Origin of the sequence: Paenibacillus melissococcoides (assembly GCA_944800085.1) — a bacterium.
Taxonomy (GTDB): Bacteria; Bacillota; Bacilli; order Paenibacillales; family Paenibacillaceae; genus Paenibacillus_B; species Paenibacillus_B melissococcoides.
This window is the reverse complement of record CALYLO010000004.1, coordinates 148,805-175,309: the sequence shown is the minus strand read 5'-3', so window position 1 is coordinate 175,309 and position 26,505 is coordinate 148,805. Positions and strand designations below refer to the sequence as shown.

Below are 26,505 nucleotides of genomic sequence, written 5' to 3'. Positions count from 1 at the left end.
ACATCGGCCGTCAAGCCCATACTACATAATCGCTGCCGCGCTAACGCCCGCCTGACGTTGAAGGAGGAAAGCCGCTGGAACATGGAAGAGAAAAGCGGCATGTTCGCATGTCTTCCATAGTCATGAAGGGGGAAGGGTCAAGTTGAAGAAAAAAATTGTAGCGGCTGTGCTGGCCGCAGTCATGGCATGCTCCATGCCGTTGACCGTCATGGGAGCAGAGAAAGGCTCCGCCGAGCCTTGGTATGAACATGGCGTGAATTCGCTCGTCACGGCAGGAGCCGTCGATGCCAAGGCCGATTTGACTGCCAAGGTCACGGCCAATGATTTCATCCGCTATGCGGTGGCGGCGCTCACGTACAAGCATGGCGTTGATCCGATGAAGGTCGCGCAGGAGGAGGGCTGGCTCCGGGCTCGCATCCCCGGATGAGGCGATTACGCGCGGCGAGGCCGCCCGCATTCTGGTTCGCTCCTTCGGGCAAGACAGCGGAGAGAGCAGCCTGTCCGGCTATGCGGAGCAGGCAAAATCGCTCGGTCTTCTGCACGGCTATCGCGACGGCAGCCTCCGTGCCGACGAGGCGATTAGCTTAAGAGAAGCGGCCGCAGCGCTGGACAACGTGAAGAAGCTGCGCTTAGCCTCGATCGACGATAAGGGCGTCGCTCCGATCCCGGTCGAGGACTTCATGCGCAATCCGGGCAGCCTCGCCTACCAGATCTCTTCGGACGGCAATTATTTGACGTTTATGGCGCCGTGGGAGAACCGGGCCAACGTATTCGTGAAGAACATGGGAGGCAGCGGCGAGCCGGAGCGGGTCACCAGCTCCAAGGATCGGGATATCGCGGGCTTTTTCTGGAAAGGCGACACGCTCTTGTATGTCAAAGATAACGGCGGGGATGAAAACTTCCACATCTACTCGTCCAGCTTCAATGGAGCGCAGGAGAAGGACCTGACCCCGTATTCCGGGGTGCAGGCCGGCCTGGTCAGCCTGCTGTCGGGAGTCAAGGACGAGATTCTCGTCACCTTGAACAAAGAGAATAAAACCGTCTTCGATGTCTACAAGCTGAACATCAAGACAGGCGCGCTTCAGCTCGTCGCCAAAAATCCGGGCAACGTCCAGGGCTGGCTCGCGGATCGCAACGGCAATATCCGGATGGCCGTCGTATCGGACGGGGTCGTGGGCGAAATTATGTACCGCGATTCGGATAAGGAGGAATTCCGCTCCTTCCTGAAGCTGAATGCCGGAGACGAAGTGAGCCTGCTTGGCTTTACGCAGGATAATCAATCGGTCCTCGCCGTATCCAATCAAGGACGGGATAAGGCGGCCCTCGTGCGCTTCGATCTGCAAGCGAACGAGAAGGTGCTCTTCGAGCATCCCGAAGTCGATATTGCGAACGCGATGTATGATTCGAAGCGGGACCGTCTGCTCTATGCGGCTTATGTGACAGACAAGGCTCATCTGCATTTTTTCGATAGCGAATTCGAAGGGCTGTACCGCAAGCTGATGGCGAAGCTGAAGGTGAGCGAAAGCGAAATCGGCATTAACGATTACAACCAGGACATGAACAAGTTCATCGTCAGTGTGTCGAATGACAAGACCTACGGCCGGTATTACTATTACGATTCCACGACCGATCAGTTGACGGAGCTGGCCAATCTGAGCCCGTGGCTGAAGCCGGAGCTGATGGCCGATATGCATCCGATCTCTTATCAGAGCCGGGACGGTCTGACGATTCACGGATATTTGACGCTGCCGAAGAACAAGAAGCCGGAGGACTTGCCGCTTATCGTCAATCCGCATGGCGGGCCATGGGCGCGGGACATGTGGGGCTTCAATCCGGAGGTGCAGTTGCTGGCGAACCGCGGCTATGCGGTCCTGCAGGTGAACTTCCGCTCGTCTACGGGCTATGGCAAGGAATTCCTGAATGCCGGCAACAAGCAGTGGGGACGGAACATTCAAAATGATATTACCGATGGCGTGCAGTGGGCCATCAAGCAAGGCATCGCCGATCCGGATCGCATCGGCATCTACGGCGCATCCTTCGGCGGATACGCGACCTTGGCCGGCATTACCTTCACCCCGGATCTGTATGCCGCTGCCGTCGACTATGTCGGGGTCTCGAATATCTTTACGCTGCTGGAGACGCTGCCGCCGTACTGGGAGACGTTCCGCAATATGTTCTATGAACGGGTCGGCCATCCGGAGCAAGACAAGGACCTGCTGAAAGCCGTCTCGCCGGTCTTCCATGCCGACCGCATCAAGACGCCGCTCTTCGTCGCTCAGGGAGCCAACGACCCGCGCGTCAATCAGGCGGAATCGGATCAGCGCTGAAGAAGCGGGGCGTCGATGTCCAGTACATGCTGAAGGACAACGAAGGACACGGATTCAACAACGAGGAGAACCGGATCGAGTTCTATAACGCGATGATCAAGTTCCTCGACGAACATTTGAAGAAATAAGCAAGGACACTGGCCGGATTTCGCTATAAGGCTTGATTCCGAAGAAAAAGAAGCCCGGGAGGTTCCTCTGCGATGTGCAGGGGGGCTTCGCGGGCTTTTGTTCGGGTACGTCCGCCTCGGCCCTCACCGCAGATAGCGCGCAGATAGCGCAGATAGCGGCGGTTACGGCCGCTCGCCGCTCGCTAGGCACCGCCCTATCCCCAAGCCTCAGGCCGGTTCACGGCACTTAAAAAATCCCTTGGACTTTCTCAACAGCCTGATTTACGGGATCCAAGAGACGCGTCGGATCCTGGGGGCATCATCGCCTTCTGGAGGCATCGTTGCCTCCTGGGGATTGAACGTGTGGAGGGAATTGCTGCTATTTTACAGGAATTTCGGCTCACTGATTCCACATCCCGAGAAATTGCTGCATATCTACATCATTTTAGGCCCTTTTGCACCAAGTCGTAGCGAAACGGGTGAAATTCCTGCAGGTTTGCAGGATTCCCTTTCTGGTGAAGTCGTCCATATCGAATTGCTGTATTTACGCAGTATTTCGCCTACCGAATAGACGTGTCTGGACAAATCGTGCAGTTTTGCCTACCGAATAGACGTGTCTGGACAAATCGTGCAGTTTTGCCTACCGAATAGACGTGTCTGGACAAATCGTGCAGTTTTGCGGATTTCGCTTACCGAATAGGCGTGTCTAGGGAAAGTGTGCAGGTTTCAGACCGTTGGAACACTAGCGTTGCATCAATCTTTTTACGAAAATTTCTATCCCATAAGTCTCTATATTTGTAACTTATTGAACTATATTCATGGACAAAAATAAAGAAATCTCCTATTGTTGAGTTACCCTAACGTTATCCATAAAACGCCTCAACAAAGGAGATTTCTTATGGATAACGTACCGAATCATAACGTCATTTGTCAATGCCTAAAATGGTTACATGTCCATTCTACTCGACACGAGTCATTGGATTACCGGGCCCAAAAGCTGTTTGTCGGCTCTTCGACACTCTTATTTGTAGAGGCACAGCTTCAGCAACGAGACTCATACAAAGTCATGTCAGAGCATGTAGCGGCTAATCCTGAATTTCAAGATCTTCTGGGTCTCAAGAGCATAAGCGCTTCTCAACTATCGCGGAAGCTGAAACGGCTGCCTATGGAGTATCTTCAGACGCTCTTTTTCTCGCTCATTGATCGAATCAAGCAACTTACAAAAGGGAAACGCGGCATTACGCCTGGTATTGGGAAACTCAAGCTAATCGATTCATCGGGAATTACACTACCTCCCATTCTCGCGAAATGGTCCTATTGTTCCAAAAGTAGCCATGGCGTGAAGATGCACACCTCCTTGGTCGTTGCGGACTCCAAAACGATGTATCCAGACAAGATCGTCGCTTCAACCAAAGATGTAGCCGATCATGAAGTCGTGTTGGAATTTACAGTGGATAAAGATGCGACCTACGTGATGGACCGAGGATACCAGGTATACGACCATTTTCAGAAATGGGTAGAGGATAAGATTAAATTTGTTTGCCGCGTCAAGCAAAAGAGCCGGTTAACGATCATCAGAAAAAGAGACCTCCCCAAAAGGCAGAATGGGTTTATCCTTGATGCTGATGTGACGATGCCGGAGCTGCCAGCGGTTCTGCGTTTGATTGAGTTTAAGGATGACCAAGGGCGTACCTATCGAATTGTAACGAATCGATTTGACTTATCCGCACATCAAATTGCCGAGATTTATCGAAATCGCTGGCATATTGAGTTGTTTTTTAAATGGGTCAAGCAGCATATTCGATTGGTAAAACCCCACGGTTATACGGCCGAAGCGATTTGGAACCAAATGTATATTGCTTTAATCGCGTATGCTCTCTGTTTGCTGATTAAATTAACACTGGACTGTAAAAAGTCGACATGGGACCTCCTCCAGTTGATTCGCATCTATGCGGAAAAACCATGGGAAAATTTGATCGCTGCACTCAACCGCAAGCCGACTCGAACATCTAGAGGTCGACCAAAGCGAAATGGGAGACGTCCGAAAAAGGCAACAAAGTCGATGAAACCGAGACTGATTGTGACGTAATGACAAACGAAAACGATTTTTACATATAATGGATAACGCGTAGGGTCTGTTTCCAGCTCGACTTTTTTAGACTTAGCGCGGACATCGCAAATGTAAATATATATCATATATTGATGTTAATTGAAATTAGATTATGAACTAACCGCTCGATGCAACGCTAGTGCCGTTGGAAACTCTTTTTTTACGAAAGCGTGGAGATTATCCATTTTCCTAACCAAAACTTGGCACTCAGAGCGTTTTAAATCAATTTTTTCTACTGAGAGACGAGCCCAAATTAAGTGCCGAAAAATACCTTGGACTTGCAGGAATGTCGGTCACAGAGTAGACGTCAAAATAGAAAACTGTATTTTCGCAGCTTTTCGGCAAGTCAAGCTATGAGAAGCAGGGGGACTATCTCAATGTAGGTAGAAACGACTTATAGAACAGCACCTTCATAGAGTCACAATAGCGCGCTGTTTTGCTAATTCAATGTGCTGCTTCTCTTCAGCGTTCTGCTTCTTCAGCGCCGGCCACGATTCACGCTGAGGCGGAAGACCTGCTTACCCCCCAAAAAAATTATAAATTCTATAATATTGCAAAAAACGCCGGGGACGCAAATCCTCCGGCGCTGCGAAATTGTTCTCGTTACTGCCCACCTGCCCCGATGGAAAACAGCAGCGGCTTCTCGTCTTCCGTCTGCTGGTAGACGACGAGCAGATAGCTCGGGGCGTCCTCCACATCCAGCCTCCCCGCCGCCTGGACGGCATCCGCCTCCCATGCAAAGGGGAGCCGCTCGACGACGGCATGCTTGTGCAGTTCCTTCTCGCTCAAGCCGAGCGCCGCGAAGGCGGAGGACACGGTCTCCGGCCGCTCGGCCGCCTGCCGCATGACGCGGGCCGCTTCTTCCTTCGGCACGCTCGTCTCCCACCATGTCTTGCGCGGCTTGTATTTGTGATTGCGGAAGTAGTCCAGCTTCATCAGCCCGTTCGCTACGTCCGGCCGCCGCAGGCCGTGCGCGTCCAGGAAGGTTTGCAGGCGCACGAACAGATCCTCCAATTGATGCCCGATCTTCTGCCACCCGTTCTCTTCCCAGAAGTCGCCGAACGCCTGGAAGAAATCGAACGGGGAATCGAATTCCTCCCGCATCAGATGCTCCATCGTATAGTCCATCCGGTGCGCGTTCCAATATTTCTCCAGCACATCCTCCAGCCGCTTCAGGCGTACCACGTCGCTGAAGGGCAGCACATCATTGCTCAGCATTTCATAGGGCGCCTGATCCATGTATACATATCCGTACTTGTCCGCGTCGTGGCGCAGCCCGGTCCCCCGCAGCATCTTGAGGAAGCCGAGCTGCAGCTCCTCCGGCCGGAGCGCGAACACATCATTGAACGTTTTGCGGAAGGTTCCGTAGTCTTCGAGCGGCAACCCGGCGATCAGATCGAGATGCTGATCGATTTTGCCGCTGTCCTTCACCTTCGTCACGGTGCGGGTCAGCTTGGCGAAGTTCTGGCGGCGCTTCACGAGCTCGTTCGTCGGATCATTGGTCGACTGGACGCCGATCTCGAAGCGGAAAATGCCGGGCGGCGCGTTCTCCGCCAGGAAGTCAAGCACCTCCGGCCGCATGATGTCCGCCGTAATCTCGAACTGGAACACGCAGCCGCGATGATTCTCGATCAGGAAACGGAACATTTCCATCGCGTAATCCCGCTTGATGTTAAACGTGCGGTCGACGAACTTGATCAGCTTCGCCCCGTTGTCGATCAGGAACAGCAGATCCGCCTTCGTTCGCTCGATATCGAAGTAGCGGACCCCGACCTCGATGCTCGAGAGGCAGAATTGGCAGCTGAACGGACAGCCGCGGCTTGTCTCGAAGTAGACGACCCGCTTGCCCAGATGCGGCAGATCCTCCGGGAACCGGTGCGGAGACGGGATCGTGTTCAGGTCGAGCTTCGGACGGCCCGGATTGATGCGGACCTCGTCCCCTTTGCGGTACGCGAGGCCGAACACGAAATGGTACTTCTGGTCGTCGCGAATCTCGCGCAGCAGATGCAGGAAGGTCTCCTCCCCTTCCCCCATGACGATGAAGTCCACCTCCGGCAGCCGATTCATCCAGTATTCGGTGTCATAGGATACTTCCGGCCCGCCCAGGACGATCCGAAGGTCCGGCCTTACCTTCCGCAGCATGCCGATGACCCGGATCGTCTCCTCGATGTTCCAGATATAGCAGGAGAAGCCGATGACATCCGGCTCGCGGCGGAACAGATCGGAGACGATATTCATCGCCGGATCCTTGATCGTATACTCCGCCAGCTCGACGTCGAACTCGTCGCCGCAGTGCGCCTTCAGGCAGCGGATAGCGAGCGAAGTATGAATATATTTCGCGTTCAATGTGGATAGTACGACTTTCATGTTGACTCCCTTCTATCGTCGCGCAAGCACGGCCAGACCGCATCCTGTCCGGCTCGCCTCGCGCAGTGGCCTAAGCAATCGGCGTTCCGTTCGGCACCGCCTCGTCCGTCCGCAGCAGCACGACATCCCCTTCTTCCGGCACGCCGCCGAGCACGAGCACCTCCGAGGAGAAGCCCGCAATCTTCCGCGGCGGGAAATTGACCACCGCGGCAACCTGGCGTCCGATCAACGCTTCGGGCGTATAGCGGACCGTAATCTGCGCGCTCGAGCGCTTCAGGCCGAGCGGACCGAAATCGATCAGCAGCTTGATCGCGGGCTTGCGCGCCTTGTCAAATGGAGACGCCTCCACGATCGTGCCAATCCGGATATCCAGCTTCATAAAATCTTCGATGGTCGCCTGGGCAACTTGGGGCTGCCTTGCTTCCCCCGCATTCACGCTGCCCGTACCGGCGCCATTGCTATGCTTATTCGAATCCATCATACCCATTCCTCCTGTGCGTCAAGCCGGGCCGACTCGTCTTCCCTTTGACGGAAGAAGGCCATGAACGGCTCGCCGAATTGTTTTAGCTTCGCTTCCCCGACGCCCTTGACGAGCATCATCTCGGCTTCCGTCGTCGGCATCCGCTCCGCCATTTCCCGCAGCGTGCTGTCGTTGAACACAATATAAGGCGGCACGCCCGCCTTGTTCGCCAGCTCGCGGCGGATCAACCGCAGCTGCTCGAAGATCGTCTCGTCGACCGCGCCGGCGGCCTTCGGCTTCAGCGAGGTCGCGACCCGCTGCGTCACCTGGCGCTGCCCCTTCAGCACCTCTGCCGCGGGCGGCAGCAGACGGACGACCGGATACTGTCCTTCGCTCAACTGCAAATAGCCTTCCGCAATGAGCACATAAATCAGGTCGGCGATCGCCTTCTCGGTCAAATGCCGCATCTCTCCGTGCGTCGGCAGCTTCTCGAAGCCATATTGAACCACCTTTTTGTTCCGCGATCCCTTCAGCACGGAGGCGACCATCGAGACGCCGAACCGTTCCCGCATTCGGAAGATGCAGGAGAAGATTTTCTGCGCTTCCGTCGTAATGTCGATCGATTCGCGCTCGTCCTTGCAGTTCCCGCACATGCCGCAGGTCTCGTCCGACATTTCGCCGAAGTAGCGCAGCATGTACGTCTGCAGGCAGCCGGTCGTGTAGCAGTAATCGATCATCGCCTGCAGCTTCTTATATTCGTGCATCTTCCGTTCCGGCGCAGCTTCGCTCTGTTCAATAAAAAATTTCTGAGTCAAAATATCCTGCGGATGGAACAGCAGCACGCATTCGCTCGGCTCGCCGTCCCGGCCCGCGCGCCCGGCCTCCTGCACATACGCCTCCATATGCTTCGGCATATTGTAGTGCAGCACATAGCGCACGTTTGATTTGTCGATGCCCATGCCGAAGGCGTTCGTCGCCACGATGACGCGCAGGTCGTCATACAGGAACGCCTCCTGCATATGCGCGCGCTCCTCGTCCGACATGCCGGCATGGTACCGGCCGGCGGCAAGGCCCGCCTTCCGCAGCATCTCGCACAGATCCTCGACTTCCTTGCGCGTCGAGGCGTAGATGATGCCCGGCTGATGCGTCCGTTCCCTCACATATTGCAGCGTGAACGACCGGCGCTCCTCGCCGCGCAGCACGGCGAACGCCAGGTTGTCCCGCTTGAAGCCGGTGACCACCCGCTCCGGCTCTCCAAGCTCGAGCAGCCGGATCAAGTCCTCCGTCACCTCCGGCGTCGCGGTGGCCGTAAAGGCCGCCATGAGCGGGCGCGGTCGTCCCGCTTCCTCCAGTTCCTTCAGGAAAGGCGCGATCGCGCGGTAGCTCGGGCGGAAATCATGCCCCCACTGCGACACGCAGTGGGCCTCGTCTACCGCAATGAACGCGATCGGCAGCGACTTCGCCCGCTCCCGGAACCATTCGCTCTCCAGCCGCTCCGGCGCGACATAGAGCAGCTTCAGCCGCCCTTCCTCCGCCCGGCGCACAATCCGTCCCGCCTCCCCCATCTCCTGGGTGCTGTTGATGAACGCGGCCTCCACGCCCAAGCTGTGCAGCGCATCGACCTGATCCTTCATCAGCGAGATGAGCGGCGAGACGACCAGCGTAACGCCCTGCAGCATCAGCGCCGGAATCTGGTAGCAGATCGACTTCCCGCCGCCGGTCGGCATAATGCCTACCGTATTTTTTCCTTCTAATATATATTCAATTATTCGCTTCTGTCCCTCGCGGAAGTCATCGTAGCCGAACACCCGCTTCAATGTGCTCCGTGCTTGGTCCATTGATATCATATCCTCGAACTCCTTCTCGCTCTCCCTGCTATTGTTCTAGTATAACCCAACTGGAAGCCGGTTGGGAGGGCCTGGCAGGATTCTCTTGGAGCAAGGTTGAATTCGCATCCGGCTCTTCGGTCTTGATATCGCTTGCGGCCCGTCCCAGCTTGCCTGCATGCTTCGTCCTCACTGCTGATGCTCAGGCCTCGTTGCCGGAATTGGCGCCCATCCATTCTTTTTGCTATAGTGAGAGCAGTTGAATCTGAAGGCAGGAGCGAAGACCAGACATGAACGAACGAAGAACCGGTACGGACCGGAATCATAGAGGAAGCAAGCATAAGGAGCGGGCAGCTTGGAAAAAGGGTCCGCGTCCCGGTGCGGACAAAGCGGGACCGCGGGTGACCGATGCCTCTGCGGAGCAGGTGAAGGTTGGCGACCGCATCGTCGTCACGATTAAGCGGATCGGCATTAACGGGGAAGGCGTCGGCTATTACCGGAAAAAAGCCGTCTTCCTCGACGGCGCTCTTCCGGGCGAAGTCGTGCGGGCGAAGGTGACCGCGGTGCACGACAAGCATATCGTCGCCGCTGTGACGGCGTACGAGAAGGAGTCGCCGGACCGGCGCCAGCCGCCTTGCCCGGTCTACGAGCGCTGCGGCGGCTGTCAGCTGCAGCATCTCGCTTACGAGGGCCAGCTCCGGGCAAAGGAGGAGCTGGTGCGGGAGGCGTTCCGCCGCTATGCCGGCATCGAAGGGGATGCGCTGCCGCTGAAGCCGATGCTGGGCATGGACGATCCGTGGCACTACCGGAACAAAGCCCAGCTGCAGCTCGGCGCCGGACGGGACGGCCGCATCGTGGCCGGCCTGTACGAGGCCCAGTCCCACCAGCTCGTCGATATTACGGGCTGCACGATCCAGCATGACCGCATCAATCAGACGGTCGAAGAGGTCAAGGCGATTCTGGAGCGGCTGCGCATTGCGCCGTATGACGCCAAGCGCCGCACCGGCGTCGTCCGCACGATCATCGTGCGGACCGGCTTCCAGTCCGACGACCTGCAATTGACGCTCGTCACCGGCACGGAGACGCTGCCGAAGAGCGACCAGCTCGTCAGCGAGCTGCTCCGGAAGGTGCCCGACCTGACCACTATCGCGCACAATATCAACACGCGCAAGACGTCGCTCGTGTTCGGCGGCAAGACGCGCATCCTCTGGGGCAAGCCGACGATGGAAGACTCGCTCGGCGACGTGAAATTCTCGCTGTCGCCGCGCGCCTTCTTCCAGCTCAATCCGCAGCAGACGCTGAAGCTGTACGAGGCGGTGCGCGTGGCCGCGGCCTTGAGCGGGCGGGAACGGGTCGTCGACGCCTACTGCGGGACGGGCACGATCGCCCTCTGGCTCGCGCCGTATGCGGCCGAAGTGCGCGGCATCGAGATCATCCCGGAAGCCGTCGACAACGCCCGCCAGAACGCCGAGCGCAGCGGCCGCACGAACGCCGCCTTCTATGCCGGGGAAGCCGAAGCGCTGCTTCCCCGCTGGGTGAAGGACGGCTACCGCCCCGACGTCAACGTCGTCGACCCGCCGCGCACCGGCTGCGACGAGCGTCTGCTGCGGGCCATCCTCGCCGCCAAGCCGAAGCGGCTCGTCTACGTCTCCTGCAATCCGTCCACCTTGGCGAAGGATTGCAAAGCGCTGCTGGCCGGCGGCTACGAACTGGCCTCCGTCCAGCCGGTGGACATGTTCCCGCAGACGGCGCATGTGGAGTGTGTAGCGTTACTTAAATTAAGAGGGGCAAACGATTAATCCCCTCTCTTTTCCAATGCCTTGAGTGAAACGGGGCGGGGAATGTTGTTATGTAGTTCTTGCGGAGGGTCATTCCTTTACCGCAAATCGGCGCAAACGGCGATATGGGCAAATAAACTTTGATTTGCGTTGCTGTTGTTTTCCCCTTTTTGCTTCATCTTCTCTAGTGCTATTAGATGATCTTCCATCACACTATGGAAATGCATGCAAAGGATAGGTATTCACCTATGTTTGCCTATGTGAGTATCTTGTTGTTGAAGATACTTACTTAAACGGACGGGGGAATCTGAATGGGCTACTTTGTTAATGTAGAACCAGGTGTAAATTTATATGTGGAGGATATAAATCCGGGGGGGCAGCAAAATCATCGTTTTTATACATGGTTGGCCGTTAAGCCATAAACAGTTTGAGTATCAGTTTGATGTTCTTCCTGCAATGGGATACCGCTGTATAGGAATTGACTGGAGGGGGTTCGGTAAGTCGGATAAACCAAGGACCGGCTACAACTATGACCGATTGGCAGATGATATTCGCTCCGTTGTGGATGCACTTCAATTGAAAAACTTTACACTAGCGGGTCACTCTACGGGTGGGGCTATCGCTGTTCGTTATATTGCTCGACATAATGGTTATGGAGTATCTAAACTTGTCCTTATTAGCGCTGCCGCTCCTGTAGGCTTTACAACAGAGACGGCGAATAAATTTCTTAATGAAACATTAAATGACCGCCCTAAGATGATGCGGGAAGTAACAGACAGCTTTTTCTTTCAGTATATAACCGCTCCATTCTCAGAATGGTTTTTTCAATTGGGATTACAGGCAGCAGGTTGGTCAACCGCCGCAGTCGTCGTTATGCTAAGAGATGAGAAGCTTTATGCTGATTTGCCAAAAATATCAGTCCCTACTTTAATCGTTCACGGCATTCACGACAAAGTGATTCCATTTGCACAGGCTCAGGAACTAGATCAAAAAATAAGAAATTCACAGCTTTCCCCGTTTTATTACAGCGGTCATGGTCCTTTCTGGGAAGAACGCGACAAGTTTAACCACCTATTGAGGAATTTTATTGGTTAGTCCTCCTAAGCTTTCACCGTAAGGCTTCTTGAGCATCCTATAGCGGCTATGGTCTTCTCCAATTATGAATAGAAAGCATACAATTTAATGAAACCAAATTCCAAGCATGTGTCATGCGCCAATTAAGTGCGTCTCCTGAGCAAGTTTTTAACGCTTGGGTCAATCCCGAGATTGTAAAGAAATGGATGTTTCCAAATGATGAAATCGCGCGAGTTCAAATTGATGCTCGTGTTGGCGGTCATTTTTCCTTTCAAATTCTGCGAAATGGTAATGAGATCGAACATACGGGAGAGTATAAAACAATCGACTGTCCACAACGACTTGCCTTTACATGGGCGACAGTTGATGATTTACCAGACGTTGACCATGTAACTATCGACATTGTACCGGCAGAAACAGGTTCTACACTCACTCTAACCCATGAACTACACCCTAACTGGGTAGATCAAACGGAAAAAGCATGGAGCACTATGCTAGAAGCGATGGAAAAGATACTAAGTGCACGTTGAGGGTGACACCTGGCCGACCCGTAAGTAGCAAATGTCATTCCTTCGGTTCAAGTTTCTTACTCCCTGTCACCTTAACACATATCGAGAATTGCTCACTCTTTTGCCCAATTAGCCTTGAACCAAACAGAAGTGACTCACAAGCTCACGTGATTCCAATCCATTTTCAGATAATAATCCTGGCCAAACCTCTACATCCCGTACTCACCGGGCAAATTCAACATATTCAACGATGGTCCCATCCGGATGCTGAACGGTCATGTTCTATACGCCCCCTCATATCTTCTATGGTAAAATAAGTATACTCTTATGAATAAGTGAAAACAAAAGAGAACAAATGGCGCCTGATTGAACATGCCCGATAGGATGTGACGAAAATAATTCTTATAAAGGAAAGAAACGAATGTTGGCAAATAAACTGGTTACTGCGGACAGTGATATGAGGTTTGCCGGAGTCGTGGCCGGGAATAATCCGGGGCAAGTGTGGGCAGATAACGCAATGAATCCGTCATCCGCCATCGTATGGTCGAGCGGATTGGAAGGCTTCAATTTCATGGGGAGCGCTAGCAACACTTCTTTTAATCAATCTATCGCAACGTACATTGATCATGAAATCATTCCTTTTTTACGAAACAAGAAGATAAACAGCTTTGAATTCTCGGTGGATACGGATGAATGGTATCCTGCTATATATCAATTCATCGGTAACCGAAAGATAGATGAAAGTTTTCAGTATGTTTATAAATCGAATTTGAACAATCATGAGCCCCCCTGCCTAAATCACGTCGTCCCTTATCAGGCTGTGGAAATCGATCAAGCCTTCGCTCTTGAACTGATGAATGGCGAAGTGAAAAATGCCGACTATTTGCTGAATTACATTGAACAATATTGGGGCACTCTTGATAACTTTTTAGAAAAAGGCTATGGATATGCTGCGCTCACAGCTAACAAAGAGGTCGCAAGCCTAGCCATCTCCTCAGCCATGTATGGTTCCGCGCACGCCATTGGATTGGAAACACTTGAAGATTACCAACGGCAAGGATTATCGAGCTCACTCGTGAAATTATTATTACATAAATTCAGCGAAAACAAGATCATTGCCTGGTGGGACTGTATGGAGAGCAATATCGCTTCTCAAAAAAACAGCCGAGAAGGCAGGCTTAGGTAAAACGCATCGTTACAAAATAACGCAGCTTGCAAGGTATATGGGTTTTGAACGTTTGGGGTTACACAGGCTGATAAGCATCATCGCTCCCCAAAACGTAGCCTCGACACGGGTAGCTGAAAGGATCGGCTTCTCCAAGGAAAAAGAGGCTTTTATTTTCGGTAAAAATCATTATATTTCTCGGGGAGCAGGGATAATGTCTGATCGGGGAGAGATCGGCATTAAATAAATCTAGTCGAAAGCAGTCGCTGACTAGTCATCGGCTTATTTCTTTCCCATTGACAGCGAAGTTCGACTTCCGCTTTTCAATTGGCATATATATCAATGATGATTCTATACTGCAAGGCTAGTGTTTTATTAAAAAATATAGGAGGGTGTACCGATGGCACACATTGTCGAGGTACGCTTCGCTGCATTTATCCCTCAAGCATGGATAGAGCATAAGCGAACCGCGAATGCGATCATTCAGTTCAATGGCAACAACAGAAGCTTTACTTATTTCACGGAAGATCAACCCGAGCTTTCGAAAATGGCACAGCATATTGTCGTGGATTTCGAGAAAAAGGAAATAAAACATTTTTGCTCGACAGGTCCCACAATTGAAAGAACGATTGATATAAACAGCGGTAAAGTTTTGCGGGAAGTATTCGGTCATGCCTCTGATTCCGGACTCACCATCTCAAATGAGAGTATCTCAAGCACGTCGGCGTCGTTTTTCATACAAGGCAGTGCGGCCAATCCTTTGAACCCTGACGCTTCTCCGCTGGACTGGGAGTATGACGTAACGGTTGACCGTACAGGAAAAGTAACCGTTAAGGGACACCATGACGGCTTTCCGGCGCATGAAATTTATAAACGTGTAGACAAAGGCACTCCGATCACCATCTATACTCACGATCCGCGCTTGACAGGCGATACGCCCCTGTCTCTGTTTCCTCCAATGGACTGTATAGTAGACAGATTCGCTCCCTAAGCTTCCATACTGTGCTTCAGCTTCCCCTTCACCCAAACCAATCTCGATGCAGCAGAGATCCGTGAAAATACGATAAACTGCAAATACAAGCTGGCATATCTTATTGATGGAATCGGGAAGAGGATCTTGGCATCAATCACGGGAAGGAGCAGGTCTATGAATTTTAAGATGACGGAAGCGCAGCCAGCGCCTGCATTTTTTTTCAATTCAAGCAGCTATGACTCAACCGGCAGTTGAAGAAGTCCAATTATTCGGTTATCATATTTAGTATCTGATACTAATAGCATATACTAATCCACTTTTTTGGTTGCAGGGCTTACACGGGAGGGATAATTTTGGAGGACCTGAGTGCTCCACAACGCCGCGCTGAGAACCATGAGACCGCTCATCAACCGCCAACTCCATGGGCAGAAGTCAGCACACAGATCACCGGAGGCGGCGATTATGTTATCGATGTCACCCCTATTCGCCATACAATCGCTGCGCGCACGAAGCTGAGCAAAGCGGAAATTCCTTATGCCAGGATGATGATCGAAGCGGACGTTACCAACCTTGTATTGCTGCGGGACAAGCGCAAAGACGAGTTCTTGCGCCAGGAAGGGGTTAGTCTTACGTACTTGCCCTTCTTTATCCAAGCCGTGGTTAGCGCGATCAAAGATTATCCCATGATGAACGCTACCTGGGCGGCAGACAAAATTATTGTCAAACGCGACATCAACCTGTCCCTGCTCATTGGGACCGAGGATTCCGTACTCGCGCCTGTCATCCATCACGCCGATCAGAAAAGCATAGCCGGTCTCGCTCTGGCTATCGACTCCCTCACGAAAAAAGCCCGTTCCGGCAAATTGGCCCTTAACGATATGCAAGGCGGGACATTTACGGTCAACAATACCGGCTCGTTCGGTTCCGTGTCCTCCAACCCAACTAGTAATTATCCGCAAGCCGCGATCTTAACGCTGGAGTCCATCGTGAAGAAGCCCGTCGTCATCGGCGAGATGATTGCGATAGGCTCGATGGTGAACCTATGTTTATCCATTGACCACCGCCTACTCGATGGCGTCATATGCGGACGTTTTTTGCAAAGGGTAAAAGAAAATCTGGAGTGCTACGAGTTGAATACGAAGTTGTATTAAATATGAAAGACAACGACGAGCCTGATGCTGCAGTAAGGAGAGATTTCATGCTTATTCGCAAGGCAAAGCCGGATGAAGCCGGTTATTTAAGCGGCCTGGCCTTTCGTTCCAAAGCTTATTGGGGATACAGCCATGACTTCATGGAAGCCTGCCGCGATAGTTTAACGGTTTCACCTGAACGAATTGCCAGGCCGTCACGATCCATAGCGACCCGCATGCCGAAAACTTTTTATCTCCGCATGGGAGCCAGACGGATTGGGGACATCGAATCGACGGTTTTTCCGGGCCGCAAGCTGCCATTGCTGGAGATTGGAATCAGGCTCTGAGCACAGCGCGGGCAAAGCATGCTACAGTTATCCTCCTTAGGAGTTCTATACGAACTCCTATTTTCTTTTCTTCCACGGATCATCCGCAGCCCTTCCTACATGTAAATCAGTGCAAAAATTTAACGAAATTATAAGTGATATATATCACTAATACCCTATTTCCTCCTATGCTACATTCTTAAAACGACAGCATTGAAGTGGTATGCAAAATCATGAATTTCCCAGTTATTGAAATACTATGGGTGTCTTTATGTGTTTACTGCGTACCCTTTGCATGGGAGGAATCATATTGAATCAGCTTTTCCGAAAAAAAACATTGAACCTCATGCTCGCTCACAGTGAGAAAAAAGAATTAGCGCGAACGATGTCATTGATGGATTTAATCTTTCTCGGCGTAGGATGCGTGATCGGGACGGGGATTTTTGTGGTGACGGGTGTCGTCGCGGCAGAATCCGCAGGACCCGGAATCATGTTGTCCTTTGTGCTCGCAGGGATTGCCTGTGCGCTCGCTGCATTCTGTTATGCCGAGTTTTCCTCCGCCGTACCTGTCTCCGGAAGTGTGTATACGTACACGTATGCCACGTTGGGCGAATTATTCGCCTTCCTTATCGGATGGGATCTCATGCTTGAATATGTGATGGCTATTTCTGCCGTTTCGACGGGATGGTCTGCGTACTTTCAATCCTTGCTGGCGGGCTTTCATATCCACCTTCCCGCCGTTCTTACCTCCGCCCCTAGTGTTGGAAAAGGAGGATTCATTGATTTGCCTGCCGTTCTGATCATTTTGGCCATCACGGCGCTCGTCAGCAAAGGCGTAAAGGAAAGCATTAAATTTAACAATATGATGGTGTTCGTCAAATTAGCCGTTATCTTGCTGTTTATTGCAGTAGGAATTTGGTATGTAAAGCCTGATAACTGGGTACCTTTTGCGCCCTTTGGACTTCAGGGGATCGTGACCGGCGCAGCTACGGTGTTCTTTGCCTATATCGGGTTCGATGTGATCGCGACAGCCTCGGAGGAAGTGAAGAATCCGAAAAAAACAATGCCGATCGGGATTATCGCGTCCTTGCTCATTTGCACTCTTTTGTATATGGCGGTCTCTGGGGTATTAACAGGGATGATCTCGTATACCAAGCTAAACGTGGGCGCTCCTGTCGCCCTAGCCTTAGAAACGGTAGGGCAAAATTCTGTCGCCGGAATCATTTCAATCGGGGCGGTATTTGGCATTACAACCGTCATTCTTGCCTTAATCTATGCGCAAGTTCGTTTAACCTACGCCATGAGTCGTGATGGATTATTGCCGAAGCAATTCTCCAAAGTAAATGCAAAAACCAAGACCCCGTTCGCAAACACATGGTTAACCGGGTTTGTGGCCGCAGGTATCGCAGGTTTTATTGATCTCACCACTCTGGCACATTTAGTGAATATGGGCACTTTGGCTGCTTTTACCCTAATATCGATTGCCGTCATCGTCCTGCGGAAGAAATTCCCTGACATCAAAGCTTCATTCCGCGTCCCGTTCGTCCCCGTACTGCCGGCCATTAGCGCCTTGCTTTGTCTTTACCTTGCATTGAGCTTGCCGTTCATCACCTGGATTTCTTTTGTCATCTGGATTGCGATTGGCACGGTGATCTACTTTATTTATTCACGGAAGCACAGCAAGCTGAATTGATATAGTTATAACAATTACTTCCATCTATCCTATGATGTATGATGGAAATACCTTACTGTTGAAGGGAGTGATCGGCATGACACGCCGGACTAGATTGAATACTGTTGCTAATAAGGTGATTCTGAACTGAATATGATAGGCAGACGCAACCGGTCTGCCGCATCTTAAGGATATCGCTGCCCATTTTTCTGACAACCTCGAGGGTTTGTTTGCTTATGCTTTTTTCCCTCTCATATGAATAATGAAGACCGCAGGCGTTAGCCTTGCGGTCTTTTTGCGTGCAAAAAAAGCGGTACGGCAGTACACAGGAATCTCATCCAATGCCATTTATCCCTTCCAATATGAAGGACAGACCCGGCTTTTGCGATGCGTTGGGAAGGCTTCAACAGCTATCCAGCGAGTACGTCCCTGCCACGGCCAAGTGCTGGCCCTACCTCGATGTATTGGGTTGGATTGAGGGGCTGTTCATCGATTCTCCACAGGAGGAAGCAGCGTTGGCGGAGGCGGGATTGCTGCGGGAGCATTTCGCTTCTCTTCCCGTCACCAAGCACAATTTTGGGCTGGTTCATTATGATTTTGAATACGATAACGTGTTCTATGATCAGACAACGCATTCCTGCCATGTCATCGACTTCGATGACGCGATGTATCACTGGTACGCGATGGACATCGAGCAAGCGTTGGCCAGTTTGCGGGACTGCCTTTCCCCGTACAGCTTCAACTCGAAAAAACAATGCTTTTAGACGGTTACCATTCGGAATTTGACATCTCGGATGATAAGGAGGCACTCCTCCCGGCATGCCGGCGGTTCGCCGCTTTGTCCGGATATGCCCGCGTATGGAGAGCCATGGCGGAAGAATGGGCGAACGAACCGGATTGGCTCGTTCAGTTGAGAGAGAGCCTGAGAGGGCATTTAATCGAAGATTCATCCTGCTTCGGGAAGGAGCTTTAGGAAGCCGAGCGTGGCATACTCCCTTAAATTTAATAAACACACATAATCTAGTATTATATTAAATAATATCAATATTACACACAATGTTGAGATAAATTTCTTCATATAGCTAGCTTCCTTTTAATAATTATTCACTCACAAAACTCTATAGGATCACAGTAAACAATACTCCTATCTTTGTTAAGGACTACCGTAACATTCTCTTTTTTCTTTTTGTCGTAAAAAGTCAATCTAAGTTCAGAACTCGGGCTGTTTTTAAGAACTAAATCAACCTCCTTTTGTTGAATTTTGTCGCCAGTTTTTTTTCTTAAAAGAATTACAGTCCTGGTGTACTCTTTTTTTGTTTGTTTTTCACTTTCTTTCGAATCTAATATATATGGCAAATCATTTTCTTGTATAATTTTTTGAATTTCTTTTTGTAGAGACATCTGTGTTTTATGAGAGGGTGGGGTTCTAAAAAAACGACTAATGTCTGCTGAGTAAATAATAATTACTGGAGTTACAATAATAGAAATAATAAAAGTAAAGAAAGCAATCATTACTAACTCTGAGTTCTTCTTGTTCCTGTATAAAAGAAACAACAAAATACTATATCCAATGATAATCATCGATAGTAAAAAAATTTGTATCCCTCTGGGGCCTGGATCATAGACAATAAAGCCGGGCTCACGGAAACTCATCAAAATATTTAAGCCTAGAGCACAGCTAATCAACCGAGACCAATACTAACTAACACTAACAATATCTTTAGAGCAATTCTCAATTTTTATCACCTCCATAGATAATATTAATCGGATAAAATAATAGGAAAATGAATAGATTCTTCCACAGAATCATTATTTAAAATAAGATTGTAACTACTTGATTAGATTAAACTTATAGTGTCATTTTCCTTTATACATGTTATGAAATTTTACTCTGCCTGAAACTATATAAGTTGAACTATTGAACCATTCAACTAGAACCTAATACACAGGCGATCAATAATGGACCATGGAGATTTCATGATCTCGTTCATAAACTGCAGGACATTCTTGCGAATATCGGCAACCGTGTGATAGAACACATTGTTAATGACATCGGACTTCAGCCATTTCCATAGCCCTTCAACAATATTGAGTTGAGGGCTGTAAGGGGGCAGGAAAACAAGTTCAAGCCGCCTTTTCATTTCGTCCAAAAACGGCCGGAGCAGCTTGGCATGATGAATGCGAGCATTATCTAACACGATGACGATTTTGCCTGCAGGATAGTGAGCAACAACCTTTTGGAGAAAACTCAAAAAGGTCTCGGCTGTGTATTGCTCGTCTTCCTGCCAAACCACCTTGCCGGTGGAATAGTCAAGCGTGGCCAGCAGCTTGACTCCACGGTGTTTGCCTGCCGTTCGAATCATTCGCTGTTTGCCCCTAAGAAACCATGTTTTTTGAATGGCTTGGTAGTCACGGATCATGGACTCATCTTCAAATAGCAAATGGTCGATCTCATCATTCATCAGTCTTTTTTTAACGCAGGAAAAATGGTTTCCGAGAACTGGCGTTGCTTCTCCTCGTCTGCTGCAGCTAAAGTGTATGTCGGTTTGGTGTAGCTTAACCCTTGGCGGTGCATCATCTTCGAGACCCCGCGAAGCGAATACGTTTGCCCAAATTCACGCTTAATAAAGGCTGCAATCAGTTCCAGCGTCCAGTTATGGCGAGCGGTAAAGCCCACCTCATGAGGAACACAATGAGCTATGGTCTGCTTCAGCTTTTCCTGCTGCTCTTTTGTTAAGCGAACAGGCGCGCCCGGCGAATGATTCATTTGCAGTCCGGAAAGTCCGCCCTGATCATAAGCCTTGATATATGCCTTTACCGTTTGAACGCTTCGGTCCAACGTATGGGCAATCTCTTTTACCGGAGCCCCTTGGAGATGTAAATATAATGCCTGGTAGCGCTCGTACATTCGGCGATCCTTTGCTTTTCTCATGGCTTGCTTCACTTCGTCAAGCTTCGTTGGGTTTTCCATGTTCTACTCCCTACCTGTCTTTTTGTGGTCCTTTATTCATTCGACATGCAGGTATGAAATTCCTTACCATAATTCTCTAAAACTTTAATTCAATTTATATAGCATAAAAAAAGAGCAAGTTTAATATCCATTTTTTAATAAATATGACATGAAAACGGTTTGGCTGGCCAAATTAAACTTTGGTTCTTCTGGAGCTATTGTCTAGGGGGAAACTAAGCGATCATGAGGCTACTTGCGATCATTTAGTTAAATAAGAGAATGGAAAAAATATCTCGTCTGGATTCAAATCGGATAAGGCAGGCAAGGATATGCATTTAGGAGTATATAGTTGCTAAGGGTGCTCGGGCAAGGGAAAAATAGAAGCGTGGTAATCATTGCATTGTCCCTTATGTCAAGGGTTAAGGAGTTCTTCTGAAAAAATAAATAATCTAGAATATTTACTACGACTACGTATAGAAGCTGCCACTGTCTCGTCTTGTAGTTTATTTTCTCATACTTAGATTGGAGATGATATTCTAAATCCCCACCTCGTCCACGATCGAGCGCAATTGCGCATCATGCTGACAGGACATGACGATTTCGGGATTCCCCGTCACGACGTGGAACAGTTCGGATCGATCCTCGGCGACGACTTCGCCAAGCGTGTGCAGCGTCTCATCCATCGTCATCTTGGGGAACGATATTCCCATAATCTTGGCGACATTATCCATGACGAAACTCCACCTTCGACTAAGATATCCATATCGTACCATGATTCGTCGCCTGGAGCCATCACCGGACCGTCCGCATCAACAACTGCCTATTTTTTTGAAAAACAAGACTCTGCTCTCTCCCCGCCCGTCATAATTGGAATGAACGGACACGCCACCCGCTTCGCTGTCGCCCGGCTCGATACGGAACCCCAACCTCGTATGGAACGCACTCGAAGTGGTATTGATGGGAGAAGTGACACAGCGGACCGTATCGCACCCGAGTTGACATACGTTGTCTATAAATGTCTCATACAACCTTCTCGCCACACCGTTGTTGCGCTGATCGGGATGAACGCCGATAAAATGAAGGTACGCTTCCTTCGGATAAGTCTGGGACTGAAACCCGATCAGGAACCCGATAATTTCGCCTTCCTGTTCCGCAATGAAGCTGGTCGGCTGGAAATGGACAAAAAACAGCTTCGGCAGCATATCAGACATCTGCCTGCCTCCCCACCAATCATTCAGGACCGCAATCACTTCCGCATAGTACGATGCGTTCACCGTACGAATGTTCAATGTGCTGGCTCCTTTCCTTATGCATAGGATTCCATCTTTTTCTACCCGTTGCTATACTAATAACATTATATCTACAAGAGAACATTTTCCAGGTGAAAAAAATGACGCACAAGCTCTTGCCGGCTTACGCGTCATCATTTCCGTTATCCCCCTATGTTGATGCTCTCACCTGAACGGAGAACCCGATTGGCAGTACGCCTGTTACGCTGACTGCTCTATGAAGCTCGTGAAATCCGCCAGACGGTCCGCATCCACATCCTGTCTTCCATACGCGTCAAGAAACCGTTCATGATACCGGTCCGTCTTCAGATTGTAGCGCAGCGTCCACAATCCCCAATAGAGATCGAAATGCCTGTCGCCAACTCCCCCATTCCCCACATCGATAAACGAGCGAAATGAGAAGCGATCCAGAATCACATTCGGCAGGCAATAATCCCCGTGAATCAGCACATCATCATCGCCAGTGAAATTCTTCAAGCGATGCATCAGTCCAGGATCGATCCCCTTGCCGCTCGCTTCCTCTAGCATCTCTGCCGTCCGATGCGGATAAGGACAGCCGTCCACCGGAAGCGAATGCAGCATCCGCAGCGATTCGCCGAACACCGACGCCAATCTGTCCGGCTGTTCGAGATGCACGGCCTCGGCGCCATCCTGCCCGGTCACGGCCTCGGTGAGCAGATAATCCCGCTCCCCGTCCGATTCATACGCGATAACATTCGGCGCGAGGCCAAGACCGTGCATGAACCGCGTCATCCGGCATTCCCGTTCCAGACTGCCGGCGCATATTTTCAGGAACGCGCGCTCCGCCCCCTCTACGAACAAGGTCGTCGCCGCTTCCGAACAGCTGCTGTCATAGATCGTTGCCTGTTCAAGATAGGGCCGCATGGCGCAGGGCACCGTCCCGATATCAAAAGCGATTTTCGTCCTCTTCATTTCTCTTCCTCCTGCCGCCAAAGACGCTCCCTTGCCCGCTTACCCTCTCCGGGACAGCTTCAGCATCATATCCGCATTTTTCTGGAAGCGATACGGAACGCGCACCTCTTCCGCGTCCCACCCTTGGCTGTCAATATATTCGAGCAGCGGTTCGGCATGCTCATACTTGCGGTTCGCCAAGTCCGCCAGCGGGAAAATGCGAATCTCTTCGCGTGTCACCCGCATCAGTTCGCGAATGGTCCGCAGGTGAAAATCATAGTCCAGCCGATCCGCATATATGAACAGGAAATGGGCCGACAAGGTCATATCGAAAGCCGCGTCCGGGAACCGCAGCTCGGGCAGCACGGCCGGCACATAGCGCTCCGGGGCCTGCTTCATGTCTGCCGCGCAATCGCGCAGCGCCTGCATCCGAGTCCGCTTCATTCCAGCTGCCGATTGATATTCGTCCCAGATGTAGTTCGCTTGCGCCTTCTCCATATGCTCCATCGCATGCTCAATATCCTGCCGTCCTTTGCGTTCCAGCTCTTCCGCCGCATAATAGTAAGCGATATCGGCTGCCGTCACATCCGCCCCATGCCGGCTGGCGACGGCCGTGAAGGAGCATGCCCCGGACGGGACAATCCAATATCCGCTTCCCCGCCATCTGCTCCGCCGGCAGATCGAACATCTTCACATACTCTTCGAACGTCCTTCCAATAAACACGATCCGGCTCAAATCCAGCTTTGCCTCGGCTTGACTCATCTCTGCTCAGCTCACCTTTCTCCGCTAAATAATAACTCACTCGCATTGTACCATATGGTGGTGAATTTTACTGCATTTCCGCTTGCCTTGCGGCGGTCTTGCCGCCCAGGGTGCGGGAAGCGGAGGTGGCCAGGTATACCCCGGCCAGGACGACAACCATCCCCGCGGCTTGCTCCCAGGTGACGGTGCTGCCGTAGACAGCAACGGACATCAGCGTCGCCACGTCGCCACGATCGGCGTCAGGTTCAAGTACATGCTGGCCGTGTTCCCGCCCAACACCTCCACCCCTTTATTGAAAATAAGATAACCGATCAGCGTCCCGGCCGCAAGCAGGACGGAGCCCGACAGCATCATGACCGCATTTGCCGGCAATGCGGGAACGCCTTGCAGGATTGCTTTAACCTGTCAAGCCATACAGAACCCCGCATGCCAGCGCCGCCACGAACAGCAGATCCCCGTCATTCAAGCGCAGCGAGAGGAGCGCCGAGACGGAGCCGTTCACGATGACGGCAATGACGCCGACGAGCGACAACGCCACACCCAGTCCGGCACGCGCATTCCATGCCTCCTTGCGGAGGAGAACGGAACCGAACAGGGTGAAGGCCGGCATCGCCGCATTAATGAGCGCCCCATTGGTCGCAGACGTATATTTCAAAGCGGTGAAGAACAACGCATTATAACCGAATATGCCCGATCGCGCCGATAAAAAGCAGCCCCTTCCAGCGCCTTGCGATCTCGGGCCAACGCCATTCCTTCCGCACCGTCACGACGAGCGCCAGGAGAATGCCTGCGATGCCGAAGCGGATCGCCGCCGCGACAAGCGGGGGAATCTCCGTAATCACATGCTTCGCCGCCGCGAACGCCCCTCCCCAAAAGAAAGGCACGAGCAGCATCAGCCAATACATCGCTTTCGGTTTCGTTCCATCCTCTTTTCCCATCCTGGTTTCACATCTCCCATGTTCGATTCATCCTCACCATACGTTTATATGTTTAAAATCTTAAACCTACGAGTCAAAAAAAGAACAAATTAACAATCCGACTCGATCGCCAAGCACAGATCTTTAATTTGCTTCAGGAACTCCCTCGAGCTCAACGCATAATATTTTTCATTTCCTTGCTTGTCGAACCCAATCAGTCCGGCCTGTCTCAAGATTTTCAAATGATGGGACACGGCAGGGCGCGACAGCTCCATTCTCTCTGTAATCTGGTTCACATTCAAGCGCCCCTCTTCCAGCAGCAGCATAATGATCTGCTGACGGTTCTCGTCTCCCAGCGCCTGAAAAATCGGCGTCGCCAAGCGGAACTTCTCCAATACAAGCTCTTTGTTGCTGCATCCGGCGGATTCCATACACATCTCCTTGTAGGTTTAAACTTTTAAACATATATTGTTATCTTCGAGCAGGTCCCCCGTGTCAATCCCTCCCCTGCCTGCGTCCGTCCGAGCAGAGTGTCAGGCCTTATGTTATAATTAAACTTGTCAGGAGCCATGCTGCCCCTGCCTATGAGAACGTTCAGAGAGGGTGCTCCCATACATGATCCATTACATTCGGTTGCGTTAATGAGAGGTGCGGATGAAGGCTCAGCCATTTTTTTTGAGGAATGGCCTGGGTTTATTTTTCTGCGCCTTTTTTCATTCACCAATCCGAATGAATGGGGTGTTTTTGCATGTCTATTTACGACAAAAAACAAATGAGCATTCGTCTCCTTACCAAATATGAAGCGATGCTGGCCTGCCCGATCTGCTCCAGCCCGCTGCAAATGCTGCAGACGGCGAACACGGGCAGCTTGCGCTGCTCTCGCGGCCATTGCTTCGATATCGCCAAGCAGGGGTATGTGAACCTGCTTCCGCAACCTCCGCGCGGCGCTTACGACAAGTCGATGTTCGAAGCCCGCAGGAGAGTGAGCGCCAGCGGATTTTTTGAACCGCTGCTGGAGCGGATCAGCGGCCGAATCTCCCGGGAGCTCGCCTCCGAGGCGGAACCCGCGCATCTCGCGCATCTATTGGATGCCGGTTGCGGAGAAGGCTCCGCTTTAGCCCGCATTGTGCACCTGGTTCACGAACGCACAGCGGCCAAGCTGAGGGGGGCAGGCGTCGACATTTCGAAGGAAGCGATCCGCATCGCGGCAAGAGAATCCTCGCGGGCGATCTGGTGCGTTGCCGATCTGGCCCGGTGCCCGTTCGCCGATCGGACATTCGGCTTCATCCTCAACCTGTTGTCTCCGTCGAACTATTCCGAGTTCCGGCGGCTGCTCGCCGATAGCGGAATGGTCATTAAAGTCATTCCGGGCAGCGCCTATTTGCGCGAGCTCAGGGAGGTGCTGTACCGGCAGACGGACAGGCAGCACTACGATAATGAGCGCACGGCCGCGCTATTTTGCCGGCATTTTCATCTGTTGGAGACCGATTCGGTGCAGTATCGTCTCCCGGCAGCCCCCGCGTTCCTGGAGGATGTGATCCGCATGACGCCCTTGTCCTGGGGCGCGCCGGAAGAGCGGATCCGCCAGGCGCTGCGCATGGAGAACGCCAAGATTACCGCAGACTTCACGATCCTGTACGGGAAGAAAAAATAAAGTTCTGAATCAACTTCCACCCTGCCTGGCGGGTGGAAGTTTTGCTTGTTCCCAGTCTGCCTTCCAAAGGCTGACATCGTCCTGACACCTTCATCCTGTACGCTGTCGGGGAGGGGAACCGATGCCGCCAGATTAATTTTTCCTAAGGCATCGCTCCCCTGTCGCCTGTTACAATAGCCTGTACGTATGAAGCTTG

Annotated in this window: 19 protein-coding genes and 5 pseudogenes; 13 read left to right on the top strand and 11 right to left on the bottom strand. The window is 51.5% G+C overall.

Features of this window, described 5'->3' with window-relative positions:
- The first annotated feature begins 142 nt into the window (after positions 1 to 142).
- Together OCY70_RS15405 and OCY70_RS15400 are read left to right on the top strand one after the other, a co-directional pair.
- Positions 143 to 2,455, top strand: a pseudogene (locus tag OCY70_RS15405) (S9 family peptidase).
- Between the two features lie 877 nt (positions 2,456 to 3,332).
- Positions 3,333 to 4,523 carry an IS4 family transposase gene (locus tag OCY70_RS15400; RefSeq protein WP_261944552.1) on the top strand — a complete coding sequence of 397 codons (1,191 nt, stop codon included), beginning with the start codon at positions 3,333 to 3,335 and terminating at the stop codon, positions 4,521 to 4,523.
- 624 nt (positions 4,524 to 5,147) lie between these two features.
- On the opposite strand, the gene OCY70_RS15395 is transcribed toward OCY70_RS15400, so the two are convergent.
- From OCY70_RS15395 to recQ, 3 genes are all read right to left on the bottom strand, one after another.
- Positions 5,148 to 6,911: a B12-binding domain-containing radical SAM protein gene (locus tag OCY70_RS15395; protein WP_213430516.1), complete on the bottom strand. Its 1,764-nt coding sequence runs from the start codon at positions 6,909 to 6,911 to the stop codon at positions 5,148 to 5,150.
- A gap of 70 nt (positions 6,912 to 6,981) precedes the next feature.
- Positions 6,982 to 7,392 carry a chaperone CsaA gene (gene csaA, locus OCY70_RS15390; protein ID WP_261944945.1) on the bottom strand — a complete coding sequence of 137 codons (411 nt, stop codon included), beginning with the start codon at positions 7,390 to 7,392 and terminating at the stop codon, positions 6,982 to 6,984.
- Positions 7,389 to 9,218 carry a DNA helicase RecQ gene (gene recQ, locus OCY70_RS15385; protein ID WP_261944944.1) on the bottom strand — a complete coding sequence of 610 codons (1,830 nt, stop codon included), beginning with the start codon at positions 9,216 to 9,218 and terminating at the stop codon, positions 7,389 to 7,391. The genes csaA and recQ overlap by 4 nt, the downstream gene beginning before the upstream one ends.
- 269 nt (positions 9,219 to 9,487) lie before the next feature.
- Here recQ and rlmD point away from each other — a divergent pair, with 269 nt between their 5' ends.
- The 10 genes and pseudogenes from rlmD to OCY70_RS15335 all read left to right on the top strand — a co-directional run bounded on the left by rlmD (position 9,488) and on the right by OCY70_RS15335 (position 18,588).
- Entirely contained in the window at positions 9,488 to 10,996 is a 1,509-nt protein-coding gene (gene rlmD / locus OCY70_RS15380; protein WP_249725533.1) for a 23S rRNA (uracil(1939)-C(5))-methyltransferase RlmD, read from the top strand.
- A gap of 290 nt (positions 10,997 to 11,286) precedes the next feature.
- A pseudogene (locus tag OCY70_RS15375) lies at positions 11,287 to 12,070 on the top strand (alpha/beta fold hydrolase).
- Positions 12,071 to 12,183: 113 nt separating this feature from the next.
- Positions 12,184 to 12,579 carry an SRPBCC family protein gene (locus OCY70_RS15370; protein WP_213430518.1) on the top strand — a complete coding sequence of 132 codons (396 nt, stop codon included), beginning with the start codon at positions 12,184 to 12,186 and terminating at the stop codon, positions 12,577 to 12,579.
- Between the two features lie 400 nt (positions 12,580 to 12,979).
- Positions 12,980 to 13,744, top strand: coding sequence for a GNAT family N-acetyltransferase (locus tag OCY70_RS15365; protein ID WP_261944943.1), 765 nt, complete (start codon positions 12,980 to 12,982; stop codon positions 13,742 to 13,744).
- A gap of 37 nt (positions 13,745 to 13,781) precedes the next feature.
- Complete coding sequence (locus OCY70_RS15360; RefSeq protein ID WP_213430520.1) at positions 13,782 to 13,970, top strand: GNAT family N-acetyltransferase; 189 nt, start codon at positions 13,782 to 13,784, stop codon at positions 13,968 to 13,970.
- 153 nt (positions 13,971 to 14,123) lie between these two features.
- The gene (locus OCY70_RS15355; RefSeq protein ID WP_213430521.1) at positions 14,124 to 14,714 is read left to right on the top strand and encodes a DUF3238 domain-containing protein; all 591 of its coding nucleotides are present in this window, start codon (positions 14,124 to 14,126) and stop codon (positions 14,712 to 14,714) included.
- Between the two features lie 440 nt (positions 14,715 to 15,154).
- Positions 15,155 to 15,847, top strand: a pseudogene (locus tag OCY70_RS15350) (dihydrolipoamide acetyltransferase family protein); the annotation flags it as partial.
- 2 nt (positions 15,848 to 15,849) lie between these two features.
- The gene (locus OCY70_RS15345; RefSeq protein WP_261948769.1) at positions 15,850 to 16,173 is read left to right on the top strand and encodes a hypothetical protein; all 324 of its coding nucleotides are present in this window, start codon (positions 15,850 to 15,852) and stop codon (positions 16,171 to 16,173) included.
- A gap of 289 nt (positions 16,174 to 16,462) precedes the next feature.
- On the top strand, positions 16,463 to 17,845 hold the full coding sequence (locus OCY70_RS15340; RefSeq protein ID WP_249725534.1) for an amino acid permease: 1,383 nt from the start codon (positions 16,463 to 16,465) through the stop codon (positions 17,843 to 17,845).
- A gap of 320 nt (positions 17,846 to 18,165) precedes the next feature.
- Positions 18,166 to 18,588, top strand: coding sequence for a phosphotransferase enzyme family protein (locus OCY70_RS15335; RefSeq protein ID WP_213430523.1), 423 nt, complete (start codon positions 18,166 to 18,168; stop codon positions 18,586 to 18,588).
- 340 nt (positions 18,589 to 18,928) lie between these two features.
- Here OCY70_RS15335 and OCY70_RS15330 read toward each other — a convergent pair whose 3' ends face one another.
- From OCY70_RS15330 to OCY70_RS15295, 8 genes and pseudogenes are all read right to left on the bottom strand, one after another.
- Entirely contained in the window at positions 18,929 to 19,477 is a 549-nt protein-coding gene (locus OCY70_RS15330; RefSeq protein WP_213430524.1) for a hypothetical protein, read from the bottom strand.
- A 278-nt stretch (positions 19,478 to 19,755) separates the two neighbouring features.
- A protein-coding gene (locus OCY70_RS15325) for an IS630 family transposase (RefSeq protein ID WP_213431522.1) occupies positions 19,756 to 20,795 on the bottom strand; the annotation gives its coding sequence in 2 pieces (ribosomal slippage) (positions 19,756 to 20,289 and positions 20,292 to 20,795; 1,038 coding nt in all).
- A gap of 515 nt (positions 20,796 to 21,310) precedes the next feature.
- A complete protein-coding gene (locus tag OCY70_RS15320; RefSeq protein WP_213430749.1) occupies positions 21,311 to 21,505 on the bottom strand; it encodes a hypothetical protein in 195 nt (64 codons plus the stop codon).
- A 78-nt stretch (positions 21,506 to 21,583) separates the two neighbouring features.
- Positions 21,584 to 22,063, bottom strand: a complete 480-nt coding sequence (locus OCY70_RS15315) for a GNAT family N-acetyltransferase (protein ID WP_213430748.1) — start codon at positions 22,061 to 22,063, stop codon at positions 21,584 to 21,586.
- 201 nt (positions 22,064 to 22,264) lie between these two features.
- Positions 22,265 to 22,996 (bottom strand): aminoglycoside 3'-phosphotransferase, encoded by a 732-nt coding sequence (locus OCY70_RS15310; RefSeq protein WP_213430747.1) that lies wholly within the window; start codon positions 22,994 to 22,996, stop codon positions 22,265 to 22,267.
- A gap of 39 nt (positions 22,997 to 23,035) precedes the next feature.
- A pseudogene (locus tag OCY70_RS15305) lies at positions 23,036 to 23,738 on the bottom strand (SAM-dependent methyltransferase).
- Positions 23,739 to 23,805: 67 nt separating this feature from the next.
- Positions 23,806 to 24,676 (bottom strand): annotated as a pseudogene (locus OCY70_RS15300) (DMT family transporter).
- Between the two features lie 89 nt (positions 24,677 to 24,765).
- Entirely contained in the window at positions 24,766 to 25,086 is a 321-nt protein-coding gene (locus OCY70_RS15295; protein WP_213430746.1) for an ArsR/SmtB family transcription factor, read from the bottom strand.
- Between the two features lie 317 nt (positions 25,087 to 25,403).
- Between OCY70_RS15295 and OCY70_RS15290 the strand changes: the two genes are divergently transcribed.
- Complete coding sequence (locus tag OCY70_RS15290; RefSeq protein ID WP_213430745.1) at positions 25,404 to 26,309, top strand: putative RNA methyltransferase; 906 nt, start codon at positions 25,404 to 25,406, stop codon at positions 26,307 to 26,309.
- Positions 26,310 to 26,505 lie beyond the last annotated feature (196 nt).

Bases quoted from the DNA above. Each gene is read 5' to 3' on its own strand.
- OCY70_RS15400 (WP_261944552.1), top strand. From the start codon at position 3,333: ATGGATAACGTACCGAATCATAACGTCATTTGTCAATGCCTAAAATGG.
- OCY70_RS15395 (WP_213430516.1), bottom strand. From the start codon at position 6,911: ATGAAAGTCGTACTATCCACATTGAACGCGAAATATATTCATACTTCG.
- csaA (WP_261944945.1), bottom strand. From the start codon at position 7,392: ATGATGGATTCGAATAAGCATAGCAATGGCGCCGGTACGGGCAGCGTG.
- recQ (WP_261944944.1), bottom strand. From the start codon at position 9,218: ATGATATCAATGGACCAAGCACGGAGCACATTGAAGCGGGTGTTCGGC.
- rlmD (WP_249725533.1), top strand. From the start codon at position 9,488: ATGAACGAACGAAGAACCGGTACGGACCGGAATCATAGAGGAAGCAAG.
- OCY70_RS15370 (WP_213430518.1), top strand. From the start codon at position 12,184: ATGCGCCAATTAAGTGCGTCTCCTGAGCAAGTTTTTAACGCTTGGGTC.
- OCY70_RS15365 (WP_261944943.1), top strand. From the start codon at position 12,980: ATGTTGGCAAATAAACTGGTTACTGCGGACAGTGATATGAGGTTTGCC.
- OCY70_RS15360 (WP_213430520.1), top strand. From the start codon at position 13,782: ATGGGTTTTGAACGTTTGGGGTTACACAGGCTGATAAGCATCATCGCT.
- OCY70_RS15355 (WP_213430521.1), top strand. From the start codon at position 14,124: ATGGCACACATTGTCGAGGTACGCTTCGCTGCATTTATCCCTCAAGCA.
- OCY70_RS15345 (WP_261948769.1), top strand. From the start codon at position 15,850: ATGAAAGACAACGACGAGCCTGATGCTGCAGTAAGGAGAGATTTCATG.
- OCY70_RS15335 (WP_213430523.1), top strand. From the start codon at position 18,166: ATGCCATTTATCCCTTCCAATATGAAGGACAGACCCGGCTTTTGCGAT.
- OCY70_RS15330 (WP_213430524.1), bottom strand. From the start codon at position 19,477: ATGAGTTTCCGTGAGCCCGGCTTTATTGTCTATGATCCAGGCCCCAGA.
- OCY70_RS15320 (WP_213430749.1), bottom strand. From the start codon at position 21,505: ATGGATAATGTCGCCAAGATTATGGGAATATCGTTCCCCAAGATGACG.
- OCY70_RS15310 (WP_213430747.1), bottom strand. From the start codon at position 22,996: ATGAAGAGGACGAAAATCGCTTTTGATATCGGGACGGTGCCCTGCGCC.
- OCY70_RS15295 (WP_213430746.1), bottom strand. From the start codon at position 25,086: ATGGAATCCGCCGGATGCAGCAACAAAGAGCTTGTATTGGAGAAGTTC.
- OCY70_RS15290 (WP_213430745.1), top strand. From the start codon at position 25,404: ATGTCTATTTACGACAAAAAACAAATGAGCATTCGTCTCCTTACCAAA.